Origin of the sequence: Pseudomonas aestuarii, from assembly GCF_027988105.1 — a bacterium.
GTDB classification, from domain to species: Bacteria; Pseudomonadota; Gammaproteobacteria; order Pseudomonadales; family Pseudomonadaceae; genus Aquipseudomonas; species Aquipseudomonas aestuarii.
Map to the genome: position 1 here is coordinate 104,889 of NZ_JAQJZJ010000010.1, position 16,275 is coordinate 121,163.

16 protein-coding genes and 1 pseudogene are annotated in these 16,275 nt (G+C 62.3%); 12 read left to right on the forward strand and 5 right to left on the reverse strand.

Annotation, left to right across the window (positions count from 1 at the left end; translation table 11 throughout):
• Positions 1-89 precede the first annotated feature (89 nt).
• Genes PH586_RS19490 through PH586_RS19500 form a run of 3 tightly spaced genes read left to right on the forward strand, consistent with a single transcriptional unit; the run spans position 90 to position 1,737 of the window.
• Complete coding sequence (locus tag PH586_RS19490; protein WP_271349462.1) at positions 90-584, forward strand: SprT family zinc-dependent metalloprotease; 495 nt, start codon at positions 90-92, stop codon at positions 582-584.
• Positions 581-970: a 2-oxo acid dehydrogenase subunit E2 gene (locus PH586_RS19495; protein ID WP_271349463.1), complete on the forward strand. Its 390-nt coding sequence runs from the start codon at positions 581-583 to the stop codon at positions 968-970. Before PH586_RS19490 ends, PH586_RS19495 begins: the two co-directional genes overlap by 4 nt.
• Positions 967-1,737 carry a lipoyl protein ligase domain-containing protein gene (locus tag PH586_RS19500; RefSeq protein WP_271349464.1) on the forward strand — a complete coding sequence of 257 codons (771 nt, stop codon included), beginning with the start codon at positions 967-969 and terminating at the stop codon, positions 1,735-1,737. The genes PH586_RS19495 and PH586_RS19500 overlap by 4 nt, the downstream gene beginning before the upstream one ends.
• Before the next feature lie 64 nt (positions 1,738-1,801).
• Here PH586_RS19500 and efp read toward each other — a convergent pair whose 3' ends face one another.
• From efp to PH586_RS19515, 3 genes are read right to left on the reverse strand one after another with little or no spacing between them, the layout of a single operon-like run.
• Positions 1,802-2,374, reverse strand: coding sequence for an elongation factor P (gene efp / locus PH586_RS19505; RefSeq protein WP_271349465.1), 573 nt, complete (start codon positions 2,372-2,374; stop codon positions 1,802-1,804).
• Positions 2,375-2,420: 46 nt separating this feature from the next.
• Positions 2,421-3,566: an elongation factor P maturation arginine rhamnosyltransferase EarP gene (earP, locus tag PH586_RS19510; protein WP_271349466.1), complete on the reverse strand. Its 1,146-nt coding sequence runs from the start codon at positions 3,564-3,566 to the stop codon at positions 2,421-2,423.
• Positions 3,545-3,850, reverse strand: coding sequence for a hypothetical protein (locus tag PH586_RS19515; RefSeq protein ID WP_271349467.1), 306 nt, complete (start codon positions 3,848-3,850; stop codon positions 3,545-3,547). The genes earP and PH586_RS19515 overlap by 22 nt, the downstream gene beginning before the upstream one ends.
• A gap of 540 nt (positions 3,851-4,390) precedes the next feature.
• Between PH586_RS19515 and PH586_RS19520 the strand changes: the two genes are divergently transcribed.
• On the forward strand, positions 4,391-6,049 hold the full coding sequence (locus PH586_RS19520) for a nitrite/sulfite reductase (protein WP_271349468.1): 1,659 nt from the start codon (positions 4,391-4,393) through the stop codon (positions 6,047-6,049).
• On the forward strand, positions 6,033-6,530 hold the full coding sequence (locus tag PH586_RS19525) for a DUF934 domain-containing protein (protein ID WP_271349469.1): 498 nt from the start codon (positions 6,033-6,035) through the stop codon (positions 6,528-6,530). Before PH586_RS19520 ends, PH586_RS19525 begins: the two co-directional genes overlap by 17 nt.
• Before the next feature lie 618 nt (positions 6,531-7,148).
• On the opposite strand, the gene exaC is transcribed toward PH586_RS19525, so the two are convergent.
• Positions 7,149-8,669 (reverse strand): acetaldehyde dehydrogenase ExaC, encoded by a 1,521-nt coding sequence (gene exaC, locus PH586_RS19530; RefSeq protein WP_271349470.1) that lies wholly within the window; start codon positions 8,667-8,669, stop codon positions 7,149-7,151.
• A gap of 791 nt (positions 8,670-9,460) precedes the next feature.
• Between exaC and pqqA the strand changes: the two genes are divergently transcribed.
• From pqqA to PH586_RS19555, 6 genes are all read left to right on the forward strand, one after another.
• Positions 9,461-9,535 carry a pyrroloquinoline quinone precursor peptide PqqA gene (gene pqqA / locus PH586_RS23750; RefSeq protein WP_003282509.1) on the forward strand — a complete coding sequence of 25 codons (75 nt, stop codon included), beginning with the start codon at positions 9,461-9,463 and terminating at the stop codon, positions 9,533-9,535.
• Positions 9,536-9,595: 60 nt separating this feature from the next.
• Positions 9,596-9,889 (forward strand): pyrroloquinoline quinone biosynthesis peptide chaperone PqqD, encoded by a 294-nt coding sequence (pqqD, locus tag PH586_RS19535; RefSeq protein ID WP_271349471.1) that lies wholly within the window; start codon positions 9,596-9,598, stop codon positions 9,887-9,889.
• On the forward strand, positions 9,858-11,000 hold the full coding sequence (pqqE, locus tag PH586_RS19540) for a pyrroloquinoline quinone biosynthesis protein PqqE (protein WP_271349472.1): 1,143 nt from the start codon (positions 9,858-9,860) through the stop codon (positions 10,998-11,000). Before pqqD ends, pqqE begins: the two co-directional genes overlap by 32 nt.
• Before the next feature lie 88 nt (positions 11,001-11,088).
• The gene (locus tag PH586_RS19545) at positions 11,089-11,589 is read left to right on the forward strand and encodes a urate hydroxylase PuuD (RefSeq protein WP_408637005.1); all 501 of its coding nucleotides are present in this window, start codon (positions 11,089-11,091) and stop codon (positions 11,587-11,589) included.
• Positions 11,567-12,685, forward strand: coding sequence for a 3-phosphoserine/phosphohydroxythreonine transaminase (gene serC / locus PH586_RS19550; protein ID WP_271349474.1), 1,119 nt, complete (start codon positions 11,567-11,569; stop codon positions 12,683-12,685). The genes PH586_RS19545 and serC overlap by 23 nt, the downstream gene beginning before the upstream one ends.
• Positions 12,678-13,532: a phosphoserine aminotransferase gene (locus tag PH586_RS19555; protein ID WP_271349475.1), complete on the forward strand. Its 855-nt coding sequence runs from the start codon at positions 12,678-12,680 to the stop codon at positions 13,530-13,532. The genes serC and PH586_RS19555 overlap by 8 nt, the downstream gene beginning before the upstream one ends.
• 241 nt (positions 13,533-13,773) lie before the next feature.
• Here PH586_RS19555 and PH586_RS19560 read toward each other — a convergent pair whose 3' ends face one another.
• Positions 13,774-15,549, reverse strand: a complete 1,776-nt coding sequence (locus PH586_RS19560) for a methanol/ethanol family PQQ-dependent dehydrogenase (RefSeq protein ID WP_271349476.1) — start codon at positions 15,547-15,549, stop codon at positions 13,774-13,776.
• A gap of 329 nt (positions 15,550-15,878) precedes the next feature.
• Here PH586_RS19560 and PH586_RS19565 point away from each other — a divergent pair.
• Positions 15,879-16,157: pseudogene (locus PH586_RS19565) on the forward strand (FKBP-type peptidyl-prolyl cis-trans isomerase).
• Positions 16,158-16,275: the final 118 nt, after the last annotated feature.

Genomic DNA, 16,275 nt, shown 5'->3' on the forward strand with positions numbered 1-16,275 from the left:
GAAACCACCTTGCGGTGGTTTCGTCGTTTTGGGGCTGCCGTAGTGGTTCGGCTTAGGCATAATCGCGTCGTCATCTTCAGGTTACGCCCATGCCCGAACACATCCACGCCCGTGTCGAATCCTGCTACCAGCAGGCCGAGGTTTTTTTCAAACAGCGCTTTGTCCGTGCCGAAGTAAGCTTCAAGCTGCGCGGGCAAAAGGCCGGGGTAGCGCACCTGACGGAAAACAAACTGCGCTTCAACCCCCAGCTATACCGGGAAAACCGCGACGACTTCCTCAAACAGACGGTGGCCCACGAAGTAGCGCACCTGATCGCCCATCAACTGTTTGGCCTGAAGATCCAACCTCACGGCGAGGAATGGCAACTGATCATGCGCGGCGTCTATGAGTTGCCGCCAAACCGCTGCCATAGCTATGACGTCACGCGTCGCAAGGTCAGCCGCTTCATCTACCGCTGCAGCTGCCCCCAGGGCGATTTTCCCTTCTCCGCCCAACGTCACGCCCTGGTCGGCAAAGGCCGACGCTACTACTGTCGGCGCTGCAAGGTGACCCTGAGTTTTACCGGCGAACAGCGGGTGGAGTGAACGGCGCCCGCCCCTGCAACATCTATCACGAACTGCTACGAACCGTTTGCACTAACAGTCGCCCAATACCTGCCCATCCCGCCGCCCGAATAGCTGCGGGTAGCGCTGGCGCGCGGGCTGCCGAGTGGCTAAGCGGTGCGGCTGTCACGCGAGCCAACCCGGACCTGTCGCCGGCACGCTTGTTCAGCGCTATTCTCGATGTGCTGCAGGTGGCGATCATCGGCGGCAGCCTGCGGCGCTTGCCGCGCGAGGCCGACGGCAAGCTGGTGGAACGGGACTTCATGGGATTGCCGCTGACCTTCGATCACCGCGCGGTGAACGGCGCGCCAGCCGCGGACTTTCTCGATGATCTGTGCCGGCGACTGGAACACGACGAGGTGACATGACAACCATACAGCGACTGCCGGTCGAAGCCGGCCTGGATGCGGAACGGCAATTGCTGGACAGCGTGCATGCCGGCGCCCTCGACTGCGGCCTGCTGTTCTGGCGGCCGCAGGATGCCGCGCTGGTGATGCCGCGCCGGCTCAGCCGCCTGGACGGCTTCATTACCGCTCAGGCGGCCTGTGTGCAGCAGGGCTGGCCGGTGGCCCTGCGCGACACCGGCGGCGAGCCGGTGCCGCAGTCGCCAGCGGTGCTCAACGTGGCCCTGGCCTACGCGGTGCCGGCGAGCGACGACGAACAGAAACGCATCGAAACGGCCTACCTGCGCCTGTGCGAACCGTTACGCGCCTGGCTACGCGGCCTGGGCCTGGATCCCGGCCTGGGCGAAGTGGACGGCGCCTTCTGCGACGGCCGCTACAACGTCACCCTGAAGCAACGCAAGCTGGCCGGCACCGCGCAACGCTGGCGGCGGCGACCGAGTGACGGCCGCCACCTGTGCCTGGTCCATGCGGCGGTGCTGCTGGAGAACCAGCGCCAGGCGATGGTCGAGGTGGTCAATAGCTTCTATGCCGGTTGCGAACTGCCGAGCCGGTGCCGGGTCGCCAGCCATGTGGCGCTGGAGGAGTTGCTCGAGGATGTCTGGTCGGCGACAGATGGCCTGTTCAGTTGCTACCGGCAGCAGCTTGGTGCAGCCGGGTTGTCGCCTTGCGCAGATGAATTAGGCGGGACGAATCTCACAAGCTATAAGCCCAGCCTGCAGGCCGCCCGCTAAAGCCCAGGCAGAAAAAAGCCCGACACCAGGTCGGGCTTCTTCTGCTCGCGGGTAGCGCCAGTATTTAGACTGGAGCTTTAGCGCGGGACTTGTACTCACCGGTGCGGGTGTCGATTTCGATCCAGTCGTCGATATTGCAGAAGTCTGCAACCTTGACTTCAGTGCCGTTGCTCAGCTTGGCAGTCTTCATTACCTTGCCGGAAGTGTCGCCACGGGCGGAACCTTCGGTGTAGGCGATCTGGCGCACGATGGTGGTCGGCAGGTCGACCGAAACCACTTTGCCTTCGAAGAACACGGCTTCGCAGATATCGGTCATACCGTCGACGATGAACGGCATGACGCTTTCCAGGTCATCCTTGTTCAGCTCGTACTGGTTGAACTCATCGTCCATGAAGACGTAGTTCGGCTCGCTGTAGTAGGAGTAGGTCACAGCGACGCGATCGAGGATGACCGGCTCGAGCTTGTCGTCGGCCTTGTACACGGTCTCGGTCGAGGACCCCGTCAGCAGGTTGCGCAGCTTCATCTTGACGATAGCGCTGTTACGGCCGGACTTGGTGAACTCGGCCTTCTGGATAAGCCAAGGCTGGCCGTCAATCAGGGCCACACTGTTGGGCTTCATTTCTTGTGCGGTTTTCATACTAATATCCGGATTTGGATGGAGATACGGAATTCTAGGCCGCGTATCATAGCCAATTTTGGTAAAACTCTACCAGTGCCTCGGCAAGATCAGCTTGAGAGGCCCGTTGTAGACACCACCGTTCCGCATGCTCGGCCAACTCCGGCCACACCTGCAACAGCGCATCCCAGCTCGCCCCCATGGCGGCACCGGCATTCCATGCCCGCCACAGCCCCTCCAGCGCCGCACTCGCAGCAGGCGAAAGGCCCTTGGTATAAAGCGCCAGAAATGCCTCGAGCTTGTACCAGTGGGCGTTCTCCTCTTGCTCGTAGATATGCCAGAGCAAGGGTCTCCCGGCCCACTGCGCGCGGACGAACGAATCCTCACCGCGCACCGCATTGAAGTCACAACTCCAGAGCAGGCGGTCGTATTGTTCCTGCTCGACGAAAGGCAGCACCTGGACGTGCAACCGGCCGCGCTGCTGCTGATCGCCGGCAACCAGTGTCGCGCAGCCGAGCCAGGCTTGCAGATCGGCGAGAATGCGCCCTTCCGGCACCAGCAACTGGGTCACCTGGGGTTCAGCCGCCAGCACCTCCAGCCAACTGGCCAGGGCGCGGTTCTCGTAGGCGAACAAGGACACCAGGCGTGCCCCCGCAATCGGCGCTACCCCCAGCCCCATGAGAAACTGCGCACGCGCCAGTGGATCTGCCTGAAACGCCCGGCGCTGCTCCAGCAGATCACGCTCGCGCAGCAAACCTCCGCTGCCCGTGGTAAAGCCGGGGAAAAAGAAAAACTTCTGCAAGCCATTGGACTGCAATGACGGCAAACCATGGCAGCCCTCGACCCAGTCCTCGGCGCTGAGGTACTCCAAGTTCAGCCACAGCACCTTCTGTGGCCGCGCCGCCATCGCCGCGACATAAGCGTCCGGCAACTCGCAGGCAAACGCCTCGATCACCACATCCGCCGGCTGCACAGGCTGCCAGGGCAGCAGCCACTGACGAACCTCCACGCCCTGTCGCAATTGCTGCGCCGCGTGCCTGTCGGCCTGGGGACACAGACGAGCGAAGGCGCCAAGGTCATCCAGCCACAGGCGCACCGCCACCCCATGCTCGGCCGCCAATTGCTTCGCCAGGCGCCAGGTCACGCCGATATCGCCGTAGTTATCGACAACGCTACAGAAAATGTCCCACTTCACACTTGAGTTTCCCGCCATGAAAACACGCAGTTTAGCGCCTTAGCAGGCCCGAACAGCAGCGCGAGGACCGAGGCAAAATCGGCATACGCCGCCCCCTGCCACACCACTCGCCATAACCGCAGACGGATCCGCACCGTGCGGCTTGATAGGTTGAGGTTATGGGCGACGTACCAGCCCAAGCTGTCGAACCAGGCAATGTTCAACAGGCGATTCAAGTTCAGGCGACTGTTTGTGCCAATAACGGCGACAGCCGGCCGCCCCGCGGCGCCTAGGGCGGCTTTCTCGACCACGCCATTGATCAACGTTCCCGCATCCCGACAAACACGGAACAGCCGAATAACCGCCCGACCCGAAGGTCGCCCGCCTAAGCGATCAATCGAGATGCCGTGGTCGACCCGGTCAACGGACGTGCCCAGGTCAACATCTGTCTTGCGGATTCAGGCATCAGCATGGACTAGCTGGCTGGGGCCGGCTTCTCAAGCAGCCTGAGTTATTGCTGGCTGACCCAGAATACCGCTGTGGCTACAACTAACAGAATCAGGACAAAGATCGCCCTGGCGTCGACAACGCTATCTCGGCTGTCGTATTCAGTATGGTCGGTCATGGGCTACCCTTTTTATTATGCTTATGAGTGATTCGCTTATGCAGTTAAGCCTAGGTCGCGCGCTTGCTCAAGCGTGACGGTTATGCTCTTGCCCATCCTTAGCACTCAAAGTTCTTACCATATACTCAAACTTCACTTTTGCGCATAACCCTGAGCTGGTATCTTCCCTCAGCTCCGCTAAGGGGTGCGCGGCCGTGCGCGCAGAATTGCTGTAAGCAGCCTGAAAACAGGACCCTTCATGTACGTATACGACCAGTACGATCAACAAATCATCGAGGACCGCGTCCAGCAGTTCCGTGATCAGACCCGCCGTTTCCTGGCTGGTGAGCTGAGTGGCGAAGAATTCCGTCCGCTGCGCCTGCAAAATGGCCTGTACATTCAGCGCTTTGCGCCCATGTTGCGGATCGCCGTGCCCTATGGCCTGCTGTCTTCCAGGCAGGTGCGCATGATGGCCAAGATTGCCCGCGACTACGACAAGGGCTACGCCCACATCAGCACCCGGCAGAACGTGCAGTTCAACTGGCCTGACCTGGAAGACGTACCCGAAATTCTCGCCGAACTGGCTACCGTGCAAATGCACGCGATCCAGACCAGCGGTAACTGCATTCGCAACACCACCACCGACCAGTTCGCTGGCGTGGCCAAGGACGAGATCGTCGATCCGCGCCCCTGGTGCGAAATCATCCGCCAGTGGTCGACCTTCCACCCCGAATTCACCCACCTGCCGCGCAAGTTCAAGATTGCCGTCAACGGCGCCGCCAGCGACCGTGCAGCCATCGAAGTGCATGACATCGGCCTGGAGGCAGTGAACAACGCCGCCGGCGAACTGGGTTTCCGAGTTTCCGTCGGTGGCGGCCTGGGTCGTACTCCGGTGGTTGGCAGCTTCATCAATGAGTTCCTGCCCTGGCAGCATTTGATCAGCTACCTCGACGCCATTTTGCGTGTGTATAACCGCTATGGCCGTCGCGACAACAAGTACAAGGCGCGCATCAAGATTCTGGTCAAGGCGCTGACCCCCGAGGTGTTCGCCGAGCGCGTCAACGCCGAGTGGGCACACCTGAAGGATGGTCCGACCACCCTGACCGAGGCCGAGGTGGCACGCGTCGCGGCGCATTTCGTCGACCCGGCTTATCAGCCCCTGCACAATCAGGATGCGGCCCTGGCGCAGCTGGATGCCGAGCACCCGGGTTTTGCCCGCTGGCGGCAACGCAATACCTTCGCCCACAAGCAAACCGGCTATGTCGCCGTCACGCTGTCGCTCAAGCCGACTGGCGTCGCGCCAGGCGATGTCACCGACAAGCAGTTGGATGTCATCGCCGAGCTGGCCGATCGTTACAGCTTTGGCGAGGTGCGCAACAGCCATAACCAGAACATCATCCTCGCCGACGTCGAGCAGACTCAGTTGTTCAGCCTCTGGGGCGAACTGCGCGAACACGGCTTTGCCACGCCGAACGTGGGCCTGCTGACCGATATCATCTGCTGCCCGGGTGGCGACTTCTGCTCGCTGGCCAACGCCAAGTCGATCCCGGTGGCCGAAGCCATCCAGCGTCGCTTCGATGACCTGGATTACCTGTTCGACATCGGCGACATCGAGCTGAATATTTCTGGTTGCATGAATGCCTGCGGCCACCACCACGTCGGCCATATCGGCATCCTTGGCGTAGACAAGAAGGGTCAGGAGTTCTATCAGGTGTCAATCGGCGGCAACTCCGGCCGTGAGGCCAGCCTGGCGCAGATTCTCGGCCCATCCTTCGCCCAGGATGACATGCCGGATGTGGTCGACAAGATCATCAAGGTCTACATCGAGCAACGCACCGATGAAGAAAGTTTCCTCGACACCTTCCGCCGTATCGGTGTCGCCCCGTTCAAGGAGCGCGTATATGCAGCGAATCATTAAGAACGGCCAGGTGGTCGACGAATCCTGGCATCTGCTGCCCAAGGATACGACCCTCGACGGCCTGAGCAACTGTGATGACCTGATCGTGCCCCTGGCTCTGTGGGTCGAACACCCGAGCGCACTCAAGGCCCGCGACGGCGGCCTGGGCGTTTGGCTGGACGCCGGCGAGGAGATTGAGGAAATCGCCGACCAGCTGGACAACTTCCAGGTAATCGCCCTTAACTTTCCTGCCTTCACCGATGGGCGTCACTGTTCCAGCGCTTATTTGCTGCGCACCCGCTATGGCTACAAGGGTGAAGTGCGCGCCATTGGCGATGTGCTGCGTGATCAGCTATTCGCGTTAAAGCGCTGCGGTTTCGATGCCTTCGCCCTGCGCGAAGACAAGGATCCGCAGGACGCACTGAAAGCGTTCGAGGAATTCTCCGAGGTGTATCAGGCCTCCAGCGACCAGCCGCAACCGCTGTTTCGCCGCCGCGCCTGACCCGCGAACTCGAGTAGGCGGCGGGATGACTCCCGCCGCTCCCCAGCCTCACCCGCCCGCACGATCCACTACACAGTGGATCAGGCCATACGATTAAGCCGATTGATCGTATCCGCTATCGAGACCAACCCTGGTCGCCCCCAGCGCTTCTTCGCCAGCCGCCTGAGGTGTCAATCCTGAAGTGTCGGAACACCGTAGGGTGGGTTAGCGGCGCCAAGCTTCGAACGAACAACCACCTCGATCGTGGCGCGCCGCGTAACCCACCAGGCGACATGCCGGGTTGCGCCGATGGTGGGTTACGGCGCAACGGATCTTGCGGGTTCATCGCTGTCGGCAACATGCACCTAACCCACCCTACAGGGGTCGCGGTTCATGGGTAAGAGCGCGGTTGACCGCCGATATCCAGGGCGAGCCGCATTGCCCCAGACCGATCACGTTGCCCTTACGCGCAACCCGACATGCCACGCACCAATAAAAAACGCGGCCGAAGCCGCGTTGCGAGAGTGATTTGCTGCCGTCAATATCAGGCCACTGCAGCCTGTTGCAAACCTCGCCCGAGGGCATATCGCAGGTAAACCCGGCGCACGGGAGCACGTGCGCCGAGGAGCATCATCGGACTCAGAAGAAGCCCAGCGGGTTGATGTCGTAGCTGATCAGCAGGTTCTTGGTCTGCTGGTAGTGGTCGAGCATCATCTTGTGGGTCTCGCGGCCGACGCCGGACTTCTTGTAGCCACCGAAGGCGGCATGCGCCGGGTACAGGTGGTAGCAGTTGGTCCACACGCGACCGGCCTTGATCGCCCGGCCCATGCGGTAGGCGCGGTTGATGTCGCGGGTCCACAGGCCTGCACCCAGGCCGAACTCGGTGTCGTTGGCAATCGCCAGGGCCTCGGCTTCGTCCTTGAAGGTGGTGATACCCACCACCGGGCCGAAGATCTCTTCCTGGAACACGCGCATCTTGTTGTTGCCCTTGAGCAGGGTCGGCTGGATGTAGTAGCCGCTGGCCAGGTCACCTTCCAGGCGTTCCGCCGCGCCGCCGGTGAGCAGCTCGGCGCCTTCCTCCTGGGCGATCTGCAAGTAGCTGAGGATCTTGTCGTACTGCTGCTCGGAGGCCTGGGCGCCGACCATGGTCTCGGTGTCCAGCGGGTCGCCGCGCTTGATCACCTGGATCTTCTTCATCACCTCGACCATGAAGGCGTCGTAGATCGACTCCTGCACCAGCGCACGCGATGGGCAGGTGCACACCTCGCCCTGGTTGAAGAACGCCAGCACCAGGCCTTCGGCGGCTTTTTCGATAAAGGCCGGCTCGGCGTTCATGATGTCTTCGAAGAAGATGTTCGGCGACTTGCCGCCCAGCTCCACGGTCGACGGGATGATGTTCTCGGCAGCGCACTTGAGGATGTGCGAGCCCACCGGGGTGGAGCCGGTGAAGGCGATCTTGGCGATGCGCTTGCTGGTGGCCAGGGCCTCACCGGCTTCGCGGCCGAAGCCCTGGACCACGTTGAGCACGCCCGGCGGCAACAGGTCACCGATCAGTTCCATCAGCACGGTGATCGACAGCGGCGTCTGCTCGGCCGGCTTGAGCACGATGCAGTTACCGGCGGCCAGGGCCGGAGCTAGTTTCCAGGCGGCCATCAGCAGCGGGAAGTTCCACGGGATGATCTGCCCGACCACGCCCAGCGGCTCGTGGAAGTGATAGGCGGCGGTGTGCTCGTCGATCTCGGCGGCACTGCCTTCCTGGGCGCGGATGCAGCCGGCGTAGTAGCGGAAGTGGTCGGCGGCCAGGGGCACGTCGGCATTCAGGGTTTCGCGCACGGCCTTGCCGTTGTCCCAGGTTTCGGCCACGGCCAACAGCTCGAGGTTGGCTTCGATGCGATCGGCAATTTTCAGCAGCACCAGCGAGCGGTTCTGCACCGAGGTCTTGCCCCAAGCATCGGCAGCGGCGTGGGCGGCGTTCAGGGCCAGCTCGATATCTTCGGCGCTGGAACGGGGGAACTCACCGATCAGCGAGGCATCGACCGGGCTGGTGTTGCTGAAGTACGCGCCATTGACCGGGGCAACGAATTCGCCACCGATGAAGTTGCCGTAGCGCGGCTTGAGGGTGATAACAGCGCCTGGCGTGCCGGGTTTAGCGTAAATCATGATGATGACCTCTCTTCTCTTGTCGGAGCCTGTCCCCGGAAACGTGGAACAGGTCATGGTTCGATATTAGGAAGCTGCCGGCTCGACCGGTATGCGCCCATGGCACAGAACGTCTCGTTATTTGGTAGTAGATGCGCAGGTTGTCTATGCCCGGCGTTTGCCCGTCCAGTTGGAACTGCCGTTGGAAAATTCAGCGTAGCTGCTTCTGCTAGTGCATGCCGTCGATATCCGGCCAATGCAGCTGCACAGACGCGCTGGGCAGAGAGCGGCAATCCACACCTGCACAGCTGTATGGTGTTGGCAGCCAAGGCTGCATGAGGTTCGATCCTGCATGGATGGCTCGATCCCACCGCACCTGAGCGCTTGTGAAATAACGCTCGCCTACTGCGCTAGCCTGCAATCGCCCTCTGCCCCGGCCAATTAGCTCGAGCGATCCGCGACTCGCAGGGCTCACAGCCGCCGTGCCGCGGCATAGGCGACTGCTTGTGTTCGGCGACGTTTTTACATCAACAGAAACTTGCCGAGTACATTTCCCTTTCACTCAAGCGGGTAACCAAACACATCGGCCGAGAGAAAAAAGGCACTTATGTTACGGGCCAACTGCACATTCACCCTTGATTACAATCAACAACCGAACAGCTTACTGCAACTATTACAATCAGGTAGCAAACGTACTACCAACTGCCCGTACATTTAACCCTAAAGTTCTATTAGTGTACGCCAGGACCTGACTGTAGCCTCGACTTGCAACATCGCAAACAGTGAACTTACCGCCTAATAGGAGATAGACCATGCAGTGGATAGATCCGGACTTTTGTGACCTGCGTCTGGGCTTCGAAGTCACCGCGTACGTTTACGTACGCTAAGCCGTTAACCCGGCGGAGCGCCTGCGCTGGCGCCTCGCCGCACCAGACGCGAGGCAGGCCATGACAACTGTTCCGATAGACCTGGCAGACCGTTTCGAAATTCGCCCACCCTTCATGTTCCGCTGGGAACACTCGCAACATGCCCATGTTCTTCTGTACCCCGAAGGCATCGTCAAACTGAATAAAACTGGCGGCGACATTCTCAATTGCTGCGATGGTCACACTAACGTGGCCGAAGTGCTCGAGCAACTTGGCGCACTGTATGAAGTGGCCGATGCGAATGTCATTCGCAATGGTGTCCTGCGTTTTCTGGAGGTGTCCCGTGGCAAAGGCTGGATCCGAATTAAGACTTGATGGTAATGGCAACCCGGTCTGGTTGTTGCTGGAATTAACCTACCAGTGCCCGTTGCAGTGTGTGTTCTGCAGTAATCCGCGCAACTTTGCCGACTATCGCCGCAATGAATTGAACACGGCCGAGTGGATCGAGGTGATGCGCCAGGCCCGCGAACTTGGCGCCATGCAGATCGGTTTTTCCGGCGGCGAACCGACGTTGCGCAAGGATCTGGAAATCCTGGTGGCCGAAGCCGATCGCCTGGGCTACTACACCAACTTGATCACCTCCGGCATCGGCCTCACCGAGGCCCGCCTGCGCGCACTCAAAGACGCCGGCCTGCGGCATATCCAGCTCGGCTTCCAGTCTACCGACCGGGCCACGGCGCAACAGCTGGCCGGCGTCGATTGCCTGGAGCGCAAGCTCGGCATGGCCCGCGCGATCAAGGCGCAGGGCTTCCCGATGGTGCTCAACGTGCCCATCACCCGGCAGAACATCGGCCAGATCCCGCAGATCATCGACTTCGCCGCCGAACTCGGGGTGGACTACATGGAGCTGGCCAACGTGCAGTACTACAACTGGGCGCTGCTCAATCGCGAGCAATTGATGCCGACCCGTGAGGAACTGCAACGCGCCGAAGCTCAGGTGCAAGAAGCCCGCGAGCGCCTGGGTGATCGCCTGACCATCTTCTTCGTCATCCCCGATTATTACGAAGGCCGGCCCAAGGCCTGCATGAACGGCTGGGGCGCCATCCACCTGACCATCGCACCCAACGGCAACGTCCTGCCCTGCTCCCAGGCCAGCAGCTTCAAGGACCTGGATTTCCCCAATGTGCGCCAGCAGCGCCTGGGCGAAATCTGGCACGACTCGCCGGTATTCAACCTCTACCGCGGCGATGCCTGGATGCCGCAGCCGTGCCGCAGCTGCGACGAAAAGGAAAAGGACTTCGGCGGCTGCCGCTGCCAGGCGCTGCTGCTCACCGGCTCCGGCGCCAACACCGATCCGGCGTGCAGCAAGTCGCCCCATCACCAGCTGATCCAGCAGGCGGTGGCCCTGGCGCAGCAACCACACACCAATCGGCCGCTGATTGCGCGCCACGCCAGCCAGGGGGTGAACCTTGAAACTACCCCATGACTCCTTCGCCGGCAGCCTTGGCGCCGGCCTCATGCTGACCCTGGGCTGTTACTTGCTGCTCAGGTTCTGGCTGGTATAGGGGTTGCCCATGAGCGTTATCGACCTGCTGGCTCGCTACGCCCACCTGCTGTTCGCCCTGGTCTGGGTGGGCCACAACTATGCCAGCTTCATCCAGAACCCCAGGTTCGTGCCACTGCAGAACGGCATCGACACCAGCGCCCTGAACCGCGACCTGGAACAGCGGATGAAACGCGAGCACGGCATCTTCCGCTACGCCTCGCTGCTGGTCTGGCTCTCCGGCATGCTGATGCTCTGGCAACGCGGCTGGCTGGAAGACGCCCTGCTGCTGCAAGGCCCGCTGGCGGTGATCGGCCTCGGCGCCTGGATCGGCACCCTGATGCTGCTCAACCTGTGGCTGGTGCTCTGGCCACACCAGAAGAAGCTGCTGGGTTTCGTCCCGGCCAGCCTGGAGGAGCGGGTGCGCTGCTCACGGATTACCTTCCTCTCCTCGCGCAGCAACACCATCCTGTCGATGCCCTTGCTGTTTCTGATGGCGGCCGGTGGTCATGGCCTGCACCTGTTTTCCTGACGGCGCGCCCGTGGTTGATAGCGGCGAGCGCTACAACTTCGCCGCCGGGCCGGCGATGTTGCCGGCGGCGGTGCTCGCACAGATCCAGGACGAGTTGCCGGACTGGCGCGGCAGCGGCCAGTCCATGCTGGAACTGCCGTTCACCGGCGCGCCGTTCAAAGGCCTGATGCACGAGGCCGAACAGGACCTACGCGAACTGCTGGCGATCCCGTCAAACTACCGTGTGCTGTTCATGCATGGCGGCGCGACCTGCCAGTTCGGCCTGCTACCCCTCAACCTGCTCGCGCCCGGCCAGTCGGCAGACTACCTGAACAGCGGCTACTGGGCGGCCAAGGCGATTGCCGAGGCGCGCCGCCATGCGCCGCTGAACATCATCGCCAGCGCCAGCGAAGACTTGCGCGCGATTCCGCCCCCCGAGCAATGGCGCCTGGATCCGCGGGCCGGCTACTGCCACGTCACCAGCAACGAGACCGCCAACGGCCTTCAGCTGCAGCATTTCCCCGAATTGTCGGTGCCGCTGGTGGCGGACATGAGCTCGGACTTGCTCACCCGTCCGCTGCCGGTCGAACGCTTCGGCCTGATCTACGCCAGCGCGCAGAAGAACCTCGGCATCGCCGGTCTGTGCCTGCTGATCGTACGAGACGACCTGCTCAAGGCGCCCCGCGCCGGCTTGCCTTCGCCATTCAGCTACGCCCTGCAGGCCGAGCAGCAGAGTCGCCTGTGCACCCCGCCGACCTTCGCCACCTACTGCGCCGCCCTGATGCTGCGTTGGATTCGCCAACAGGGCGGGCTCGAAGTCATGGCCCGCGCCAACGAGCACAAGAGCCAACTGCTCTACCAGCACATCGATGCCAGCGACCTTTACCAGTGTCACCAGCAGCCGGCGGATCGCTCCGCCATCAACGTCTGCTTCCACCTGCGCGACCCACGCCTGCTGCCGGACTTCTTCAGGGAGGCCGCAGCGGCCGGCCTGCTCAACCTGCAGGGCCACGCGGCCAGCGGTGGCGTGCGCGCCAGCCTGTATAACGCCATGCCGCTGGCGGGGGTCGAGCGCCTACTGACGCTCATGCGCGACTTCGAGCGCCGGCATGGCTGAAGCCACGCTGAGCACCGGTCATAGGCTGACCCTGCAACTGGCCTGCATCGCCGCCCGTTGCCTGACGCCACCCGTCTTCGAGCGCCCCGTCGAGGTGATGGGCCTGCACTTCGCGGCACCGCTGAGCATCGCCGCCGGTTTCGACCGCTTTGGTCGACTCGGTCGGCGGGCCGGCGCACTGGGTTTCGGCTGCAACGAAATCGGCAGCCTCGATCTCGCCGCGATAGCCCAACTGTCGGCACGGACGCTCAGGCCCGGGACGGCGCGCCTGGGAATCAACCTCAGCCTGACCCCGGACATTAGCCTCACGGCGTTGCGCGCCGGCCTGGCCCGCGCCTGGCCGCTGGCCGACTACCTCACCCTGAACCTGATCGGCCCGCGCAGTACGGCGCTGCTCGGCGCCGAGCTGCGGCCTCGACTGCGCCAGCTGCTGGCCGCGGTGCGCAGCGAGCAGCAGCACCTGGACCGGCCCGAGCGCCGGGTACCGCTGGCGGTCAAACTGCGCTGCCTGCCCGGCCAGGTGCCGCTGGAGTTGGCCGAACTGCTGCTGGAGTTGGGCTACGATGGCCTGCTCGTCGCCCATGATCCCGGCCCACCGGCGACCCGCCAGCGCTACCACGCCTGGCAAACCGATGTCCGCCAGGCGCAAGCCTGCGCACAGATCGAGCAATTACGGCGCTTGTGCGGTGGGCAGATGGCGTTGATGTCGGTCGGCGGCATCCAGAGCGCCGAACACCTCCAAGCCCGACTTGCCGCCGGCGCCGAACTGCTACAGGTGCACAGCGTCCTGCTGCATGCCTGGCCCTGGCATGTGCAGCGTCTGCTCGACGGCGGCAAACCTGCCTAGGTTGTGCCGTGCCCACCACCGCTTCGGCGTGTAGCGGAGGAGAGCAGCGCGCAGCACAATGGATTGCGCCGGGCCTTATCCAGTGCACTATGTCGTGCGGGCCATTTGAGGGACCGCCCGACAGTGTAGGCCTTGCATATGCTCGTAGGCTCCAGGCAAGCGCGAAAACCTGGACGACAGATAGCACAAGGCCGGCTCATGAGCCGGCCTTGTGCCTCATTGGTACTTCAGGGGTAGCCGATCAGTGCTTGGCCACCAGATCCTTCGGCAGCTTGAAGGTCCAGAGCATGCCGCCCTGGTTGAAGTTCTTCACCCGCTTGGCCACTTCGCCGCCCCACAGCGGCACCGCGCCGCCCCAGCCGGACAGCACCGAGACATACTGCTCGCCGTCCATTTCCCAGGTGACCGGGGAGCCCAGCACGCCGGAACCGGTCTGGAATTCCCAGACCTTCTCGCCGGTCTTGGCGTTGAAGGCCTGCAGGAAGCCCTCGGGGTTGCCGGTGAACACCAGGTTACCCTTGGTGGTCATCACCCCGCCCCACAATGGCGCGTAGTTCTTCTGGCGCCAGACTTCCTTGCCGGTTTTCGGATCGATGGCACGCAATACGCCGATGTAATCCTCATTCAGCGGACGGATGGTGAAGCCAGCGCCGAGGTAAGCCGCGCCCTTCTTGTAGGCGATGCCTTCGTTCCAGATGTCCATGCCCCACTCATTCGATGGCACGTAGAACAGCCCGGTGTCCTTGCTGTAGGCCATGGGCATCCAGTTCTTCGCGCCGAGGAAGGCCGGGGCGGAGAACACGCTGCTGCCCTTGTCGGCACTACCCGGCGCGCCCGGACGGTTGCTGTCGTCGTAGATTGGCCGACCATTCTTGTCCAGGCCCTTGGCCCAGGTGATCTTGTCGACGAACGGGAAGCCACGGATGAACTTGCCATTGGTGCGATCGAGTACGTAGAAGAAGCCATTGCGGTCCGCGGTAGCCGCGGCCTTGATGGTCTTGCCGCCGTCCTGGTAGTTGAAGGACACCAGTTCATTGACGCCGTCGAAGTCCCAGCCGTCATGCGGGGTGGTCTGGAAGTGCCAGGTGATGGTGCCGTCGTCCGGATTCAGGGCCAGGCGCGAGGACGAGTACAGGTTGTCGCCAGGACGCAGGTGCGAGTTCCACGGCGCCGGGTTGCCGGTGCCGAACAGCAGCAGGTTGGTTTCCGGGTCGTAGTAGCCGCCCAGCCAAGGCGCCGCGCCGCCGGTCTTCCACAGATCGCCCGGCCAGGTCTTGCCGGCTTCGCCGCCGGAAATGCCGTTTTCGATCTTCTTGCCGTCCTTGTAGATGTAGCCCATGTGACCTTCGACGGTCGGCCGACTCCACAGCAGTTCACCGTTCTTCGGATCATAGGCTTCGATCTTGCCGACCACGCCGAATTCGCCACCGGAGACGCCGGTAATCAGCTTGCCGTTGACCACCAGCGGCGCCGCGGTGATCGAATAGCCGGCCTTGTGGTCGGCGACGTTCTTGCGCCACACCACCTTGCCGGTGTCCTTGTTCAGGGCGACCAGCTTGGCATCCAGGGTGCCGAAGATCACCAGGTCGCCATACAGCGCCACACCACGGTTGATCACGTCACAGCACGGACGGATATCGTCCGGCAGGCGTGCATCGTATTGCCAGAGTTCCTTGCCGGTGCGCGCATCCACGGCAAACACCCGCGAATAGGAGGCAGTGACATACATCACACCGTCCTTGATCATCGGCTGCGCTTGCTGGCCGCGCTGCTTCTCGCCACCGAAGGACATCGTCCAGACCGGGCGCAGATCCTTGATGTTGTCGGTATTGAGGATATCCAGGGTGCTATAGCGCTGACCTTGCAGGCCCATGCCGTTGGTCACGACCTGGTCAGTGGTGTTTACGTCGTTGAGGATTTCTTTATCGGTGACCGCCCACGCCGACACGGCGGGGAGGAGCATGGCGGCGCACAGTGCACTCAGCACGAAGGGCTTGCGTAGACCGGAGTGTTTCATTGCGGTTACCTCTGCGGGTTAATTGTTATCCCCGGGAAGTTTTCCCGGTCTGGCGTTAATTCTTCGCCGCAGGGCCTTACACAACAATTGCACGCAGTGCCGATTTAACTACTCCCTTGGTAGCAATACCCACAGTGAGAAAACGCCTGCATTCGGGCGACCGGCTCAAGGGTCGACTCAGCGTCGGCAACAGGCCGGCCTCTGGCATCAGCCGGCCGTTACAATCCTGAGAAAACCCTGCCAGGCAAGCCAGTCAGGGGCTGGCGACAGAGCAAGAGCACGCGAAGAGCAGCGAACTGCAGCTTGTAGAAATTGGCAAGGCCGTGATCATGCGCGTTCTGATCACCACTCAGCACAGGCATGGTGATGAAGGACGGCAGCACTTTCATCTCCTCCTACGCTCGTGGCAAGCGGCTCCAAAGCCGTGCTCGGCAGCGACCGGATAATCAATGGCTGGAATCAGGGTCGGATGGGCTGGCGGCAAGCGCAAGCTGTTCGTACCGGCGCACCTGGGCGATGAGGAGAGGAAGACCGGCGAACACATCAAGCCGCACTCCAACCTGACCATCGAGACCGAACGGCTGGAAGTGCTGACGCGCAACGATTGATCGCTGCGCGGATCTGACACCTAAGTCCTTGGCTGACGAGCGCCCCATGACTGGCAGCCCTGCGGCCTGCATGTACCGTTGGCCGCACCTGCCATGAACCCTGGAATGGTTCGATAGT

Excerpts from the sequence above, each read along its gene's own strand:
- PH586_RS19520 (WP_271349468.1), top strand. The coding sequence starts at position 4,391 with ATGTACGTATACGACCAGTACGATCAACAAATCATCGAGGACCGCGTC.
- PH586_RS19525 (WP_271349469.1), top strand. The coding sequence starts at position 6,033 with ATGCAGCGAATCATTAAGAACGGCCAGGTGGTCGACGAATCCTGGCAT.
- PH586_RS19500 (WP_271349464.1), top strand. The coding sequence starts at position 967 with ATGACAACCATACAGCGACTGCCGGTCGAAGCCGGCCTGGATGCGGAA.
- PH586_RS19560 (WP_271349476.1), bottom strand. The coding sequence starts at position 15,549 with ATGAAACACTCCGGTCTACGCAAGCCCTTCGTGCTGAGTGCACTGTGC.
- serC (WP_271349474.1), top strand. The coding sequence starts at position 11,567 with ATGGCCTGCACCTGTTTTCCTGACGGCGCGCCCGTGGTTGATAGCGGC.
- earP (WP_271349466.1), bottom strand. The coding sequence starts at position 3,566 with ATGGCGGGAAACTCAAGTGTGAAGTGGGACATTTTCTGTAGCGTTGTC.
- PH586_RS19490 (WP_271349462.1), top strand. The coding sequence starts at position 90 with ATGCCCGAACACATCCACGCCCGTGTCGAATCCTGCTACCAGCAGGCC.
- efp (WP_271349465.1), bottom strand. The coding sequence starts at position 2,374 with ATGAAAACCGCACAAGAAATGAAGCCCAACAGTGTGGCCCTGATTGAC.
- exaC (WP_271349470.1), bottom strand. The coding sequence starts at position 8,669 with ATGATTTACGCTAAACCCGGCACGCCAGGCGCTGTTATCACCCTCAAG.
- pqqD (WP_271349471.1), top strand. The coding sequence starts at position 9,596 with ATGACAACTGTTCCGATAGACCTGGCAGACCGTTTCGAAATTCGCCCA.
- PH586_RS19555 (WP_271349475.1), top strand. The coding sequence starts at position 12,678 with ATGGCTGAAGCCACGCTGAGCACCGGTCATAGGCTGACCCTGCAACTG.
- PH586_RS19545 (WP_408637005.1), top strand. The coding sequence starts at position 11,089 with ATGAGCGTTATCGACCTGCTGGCTCGCTACGCCCACCTGCTGTTCGCC.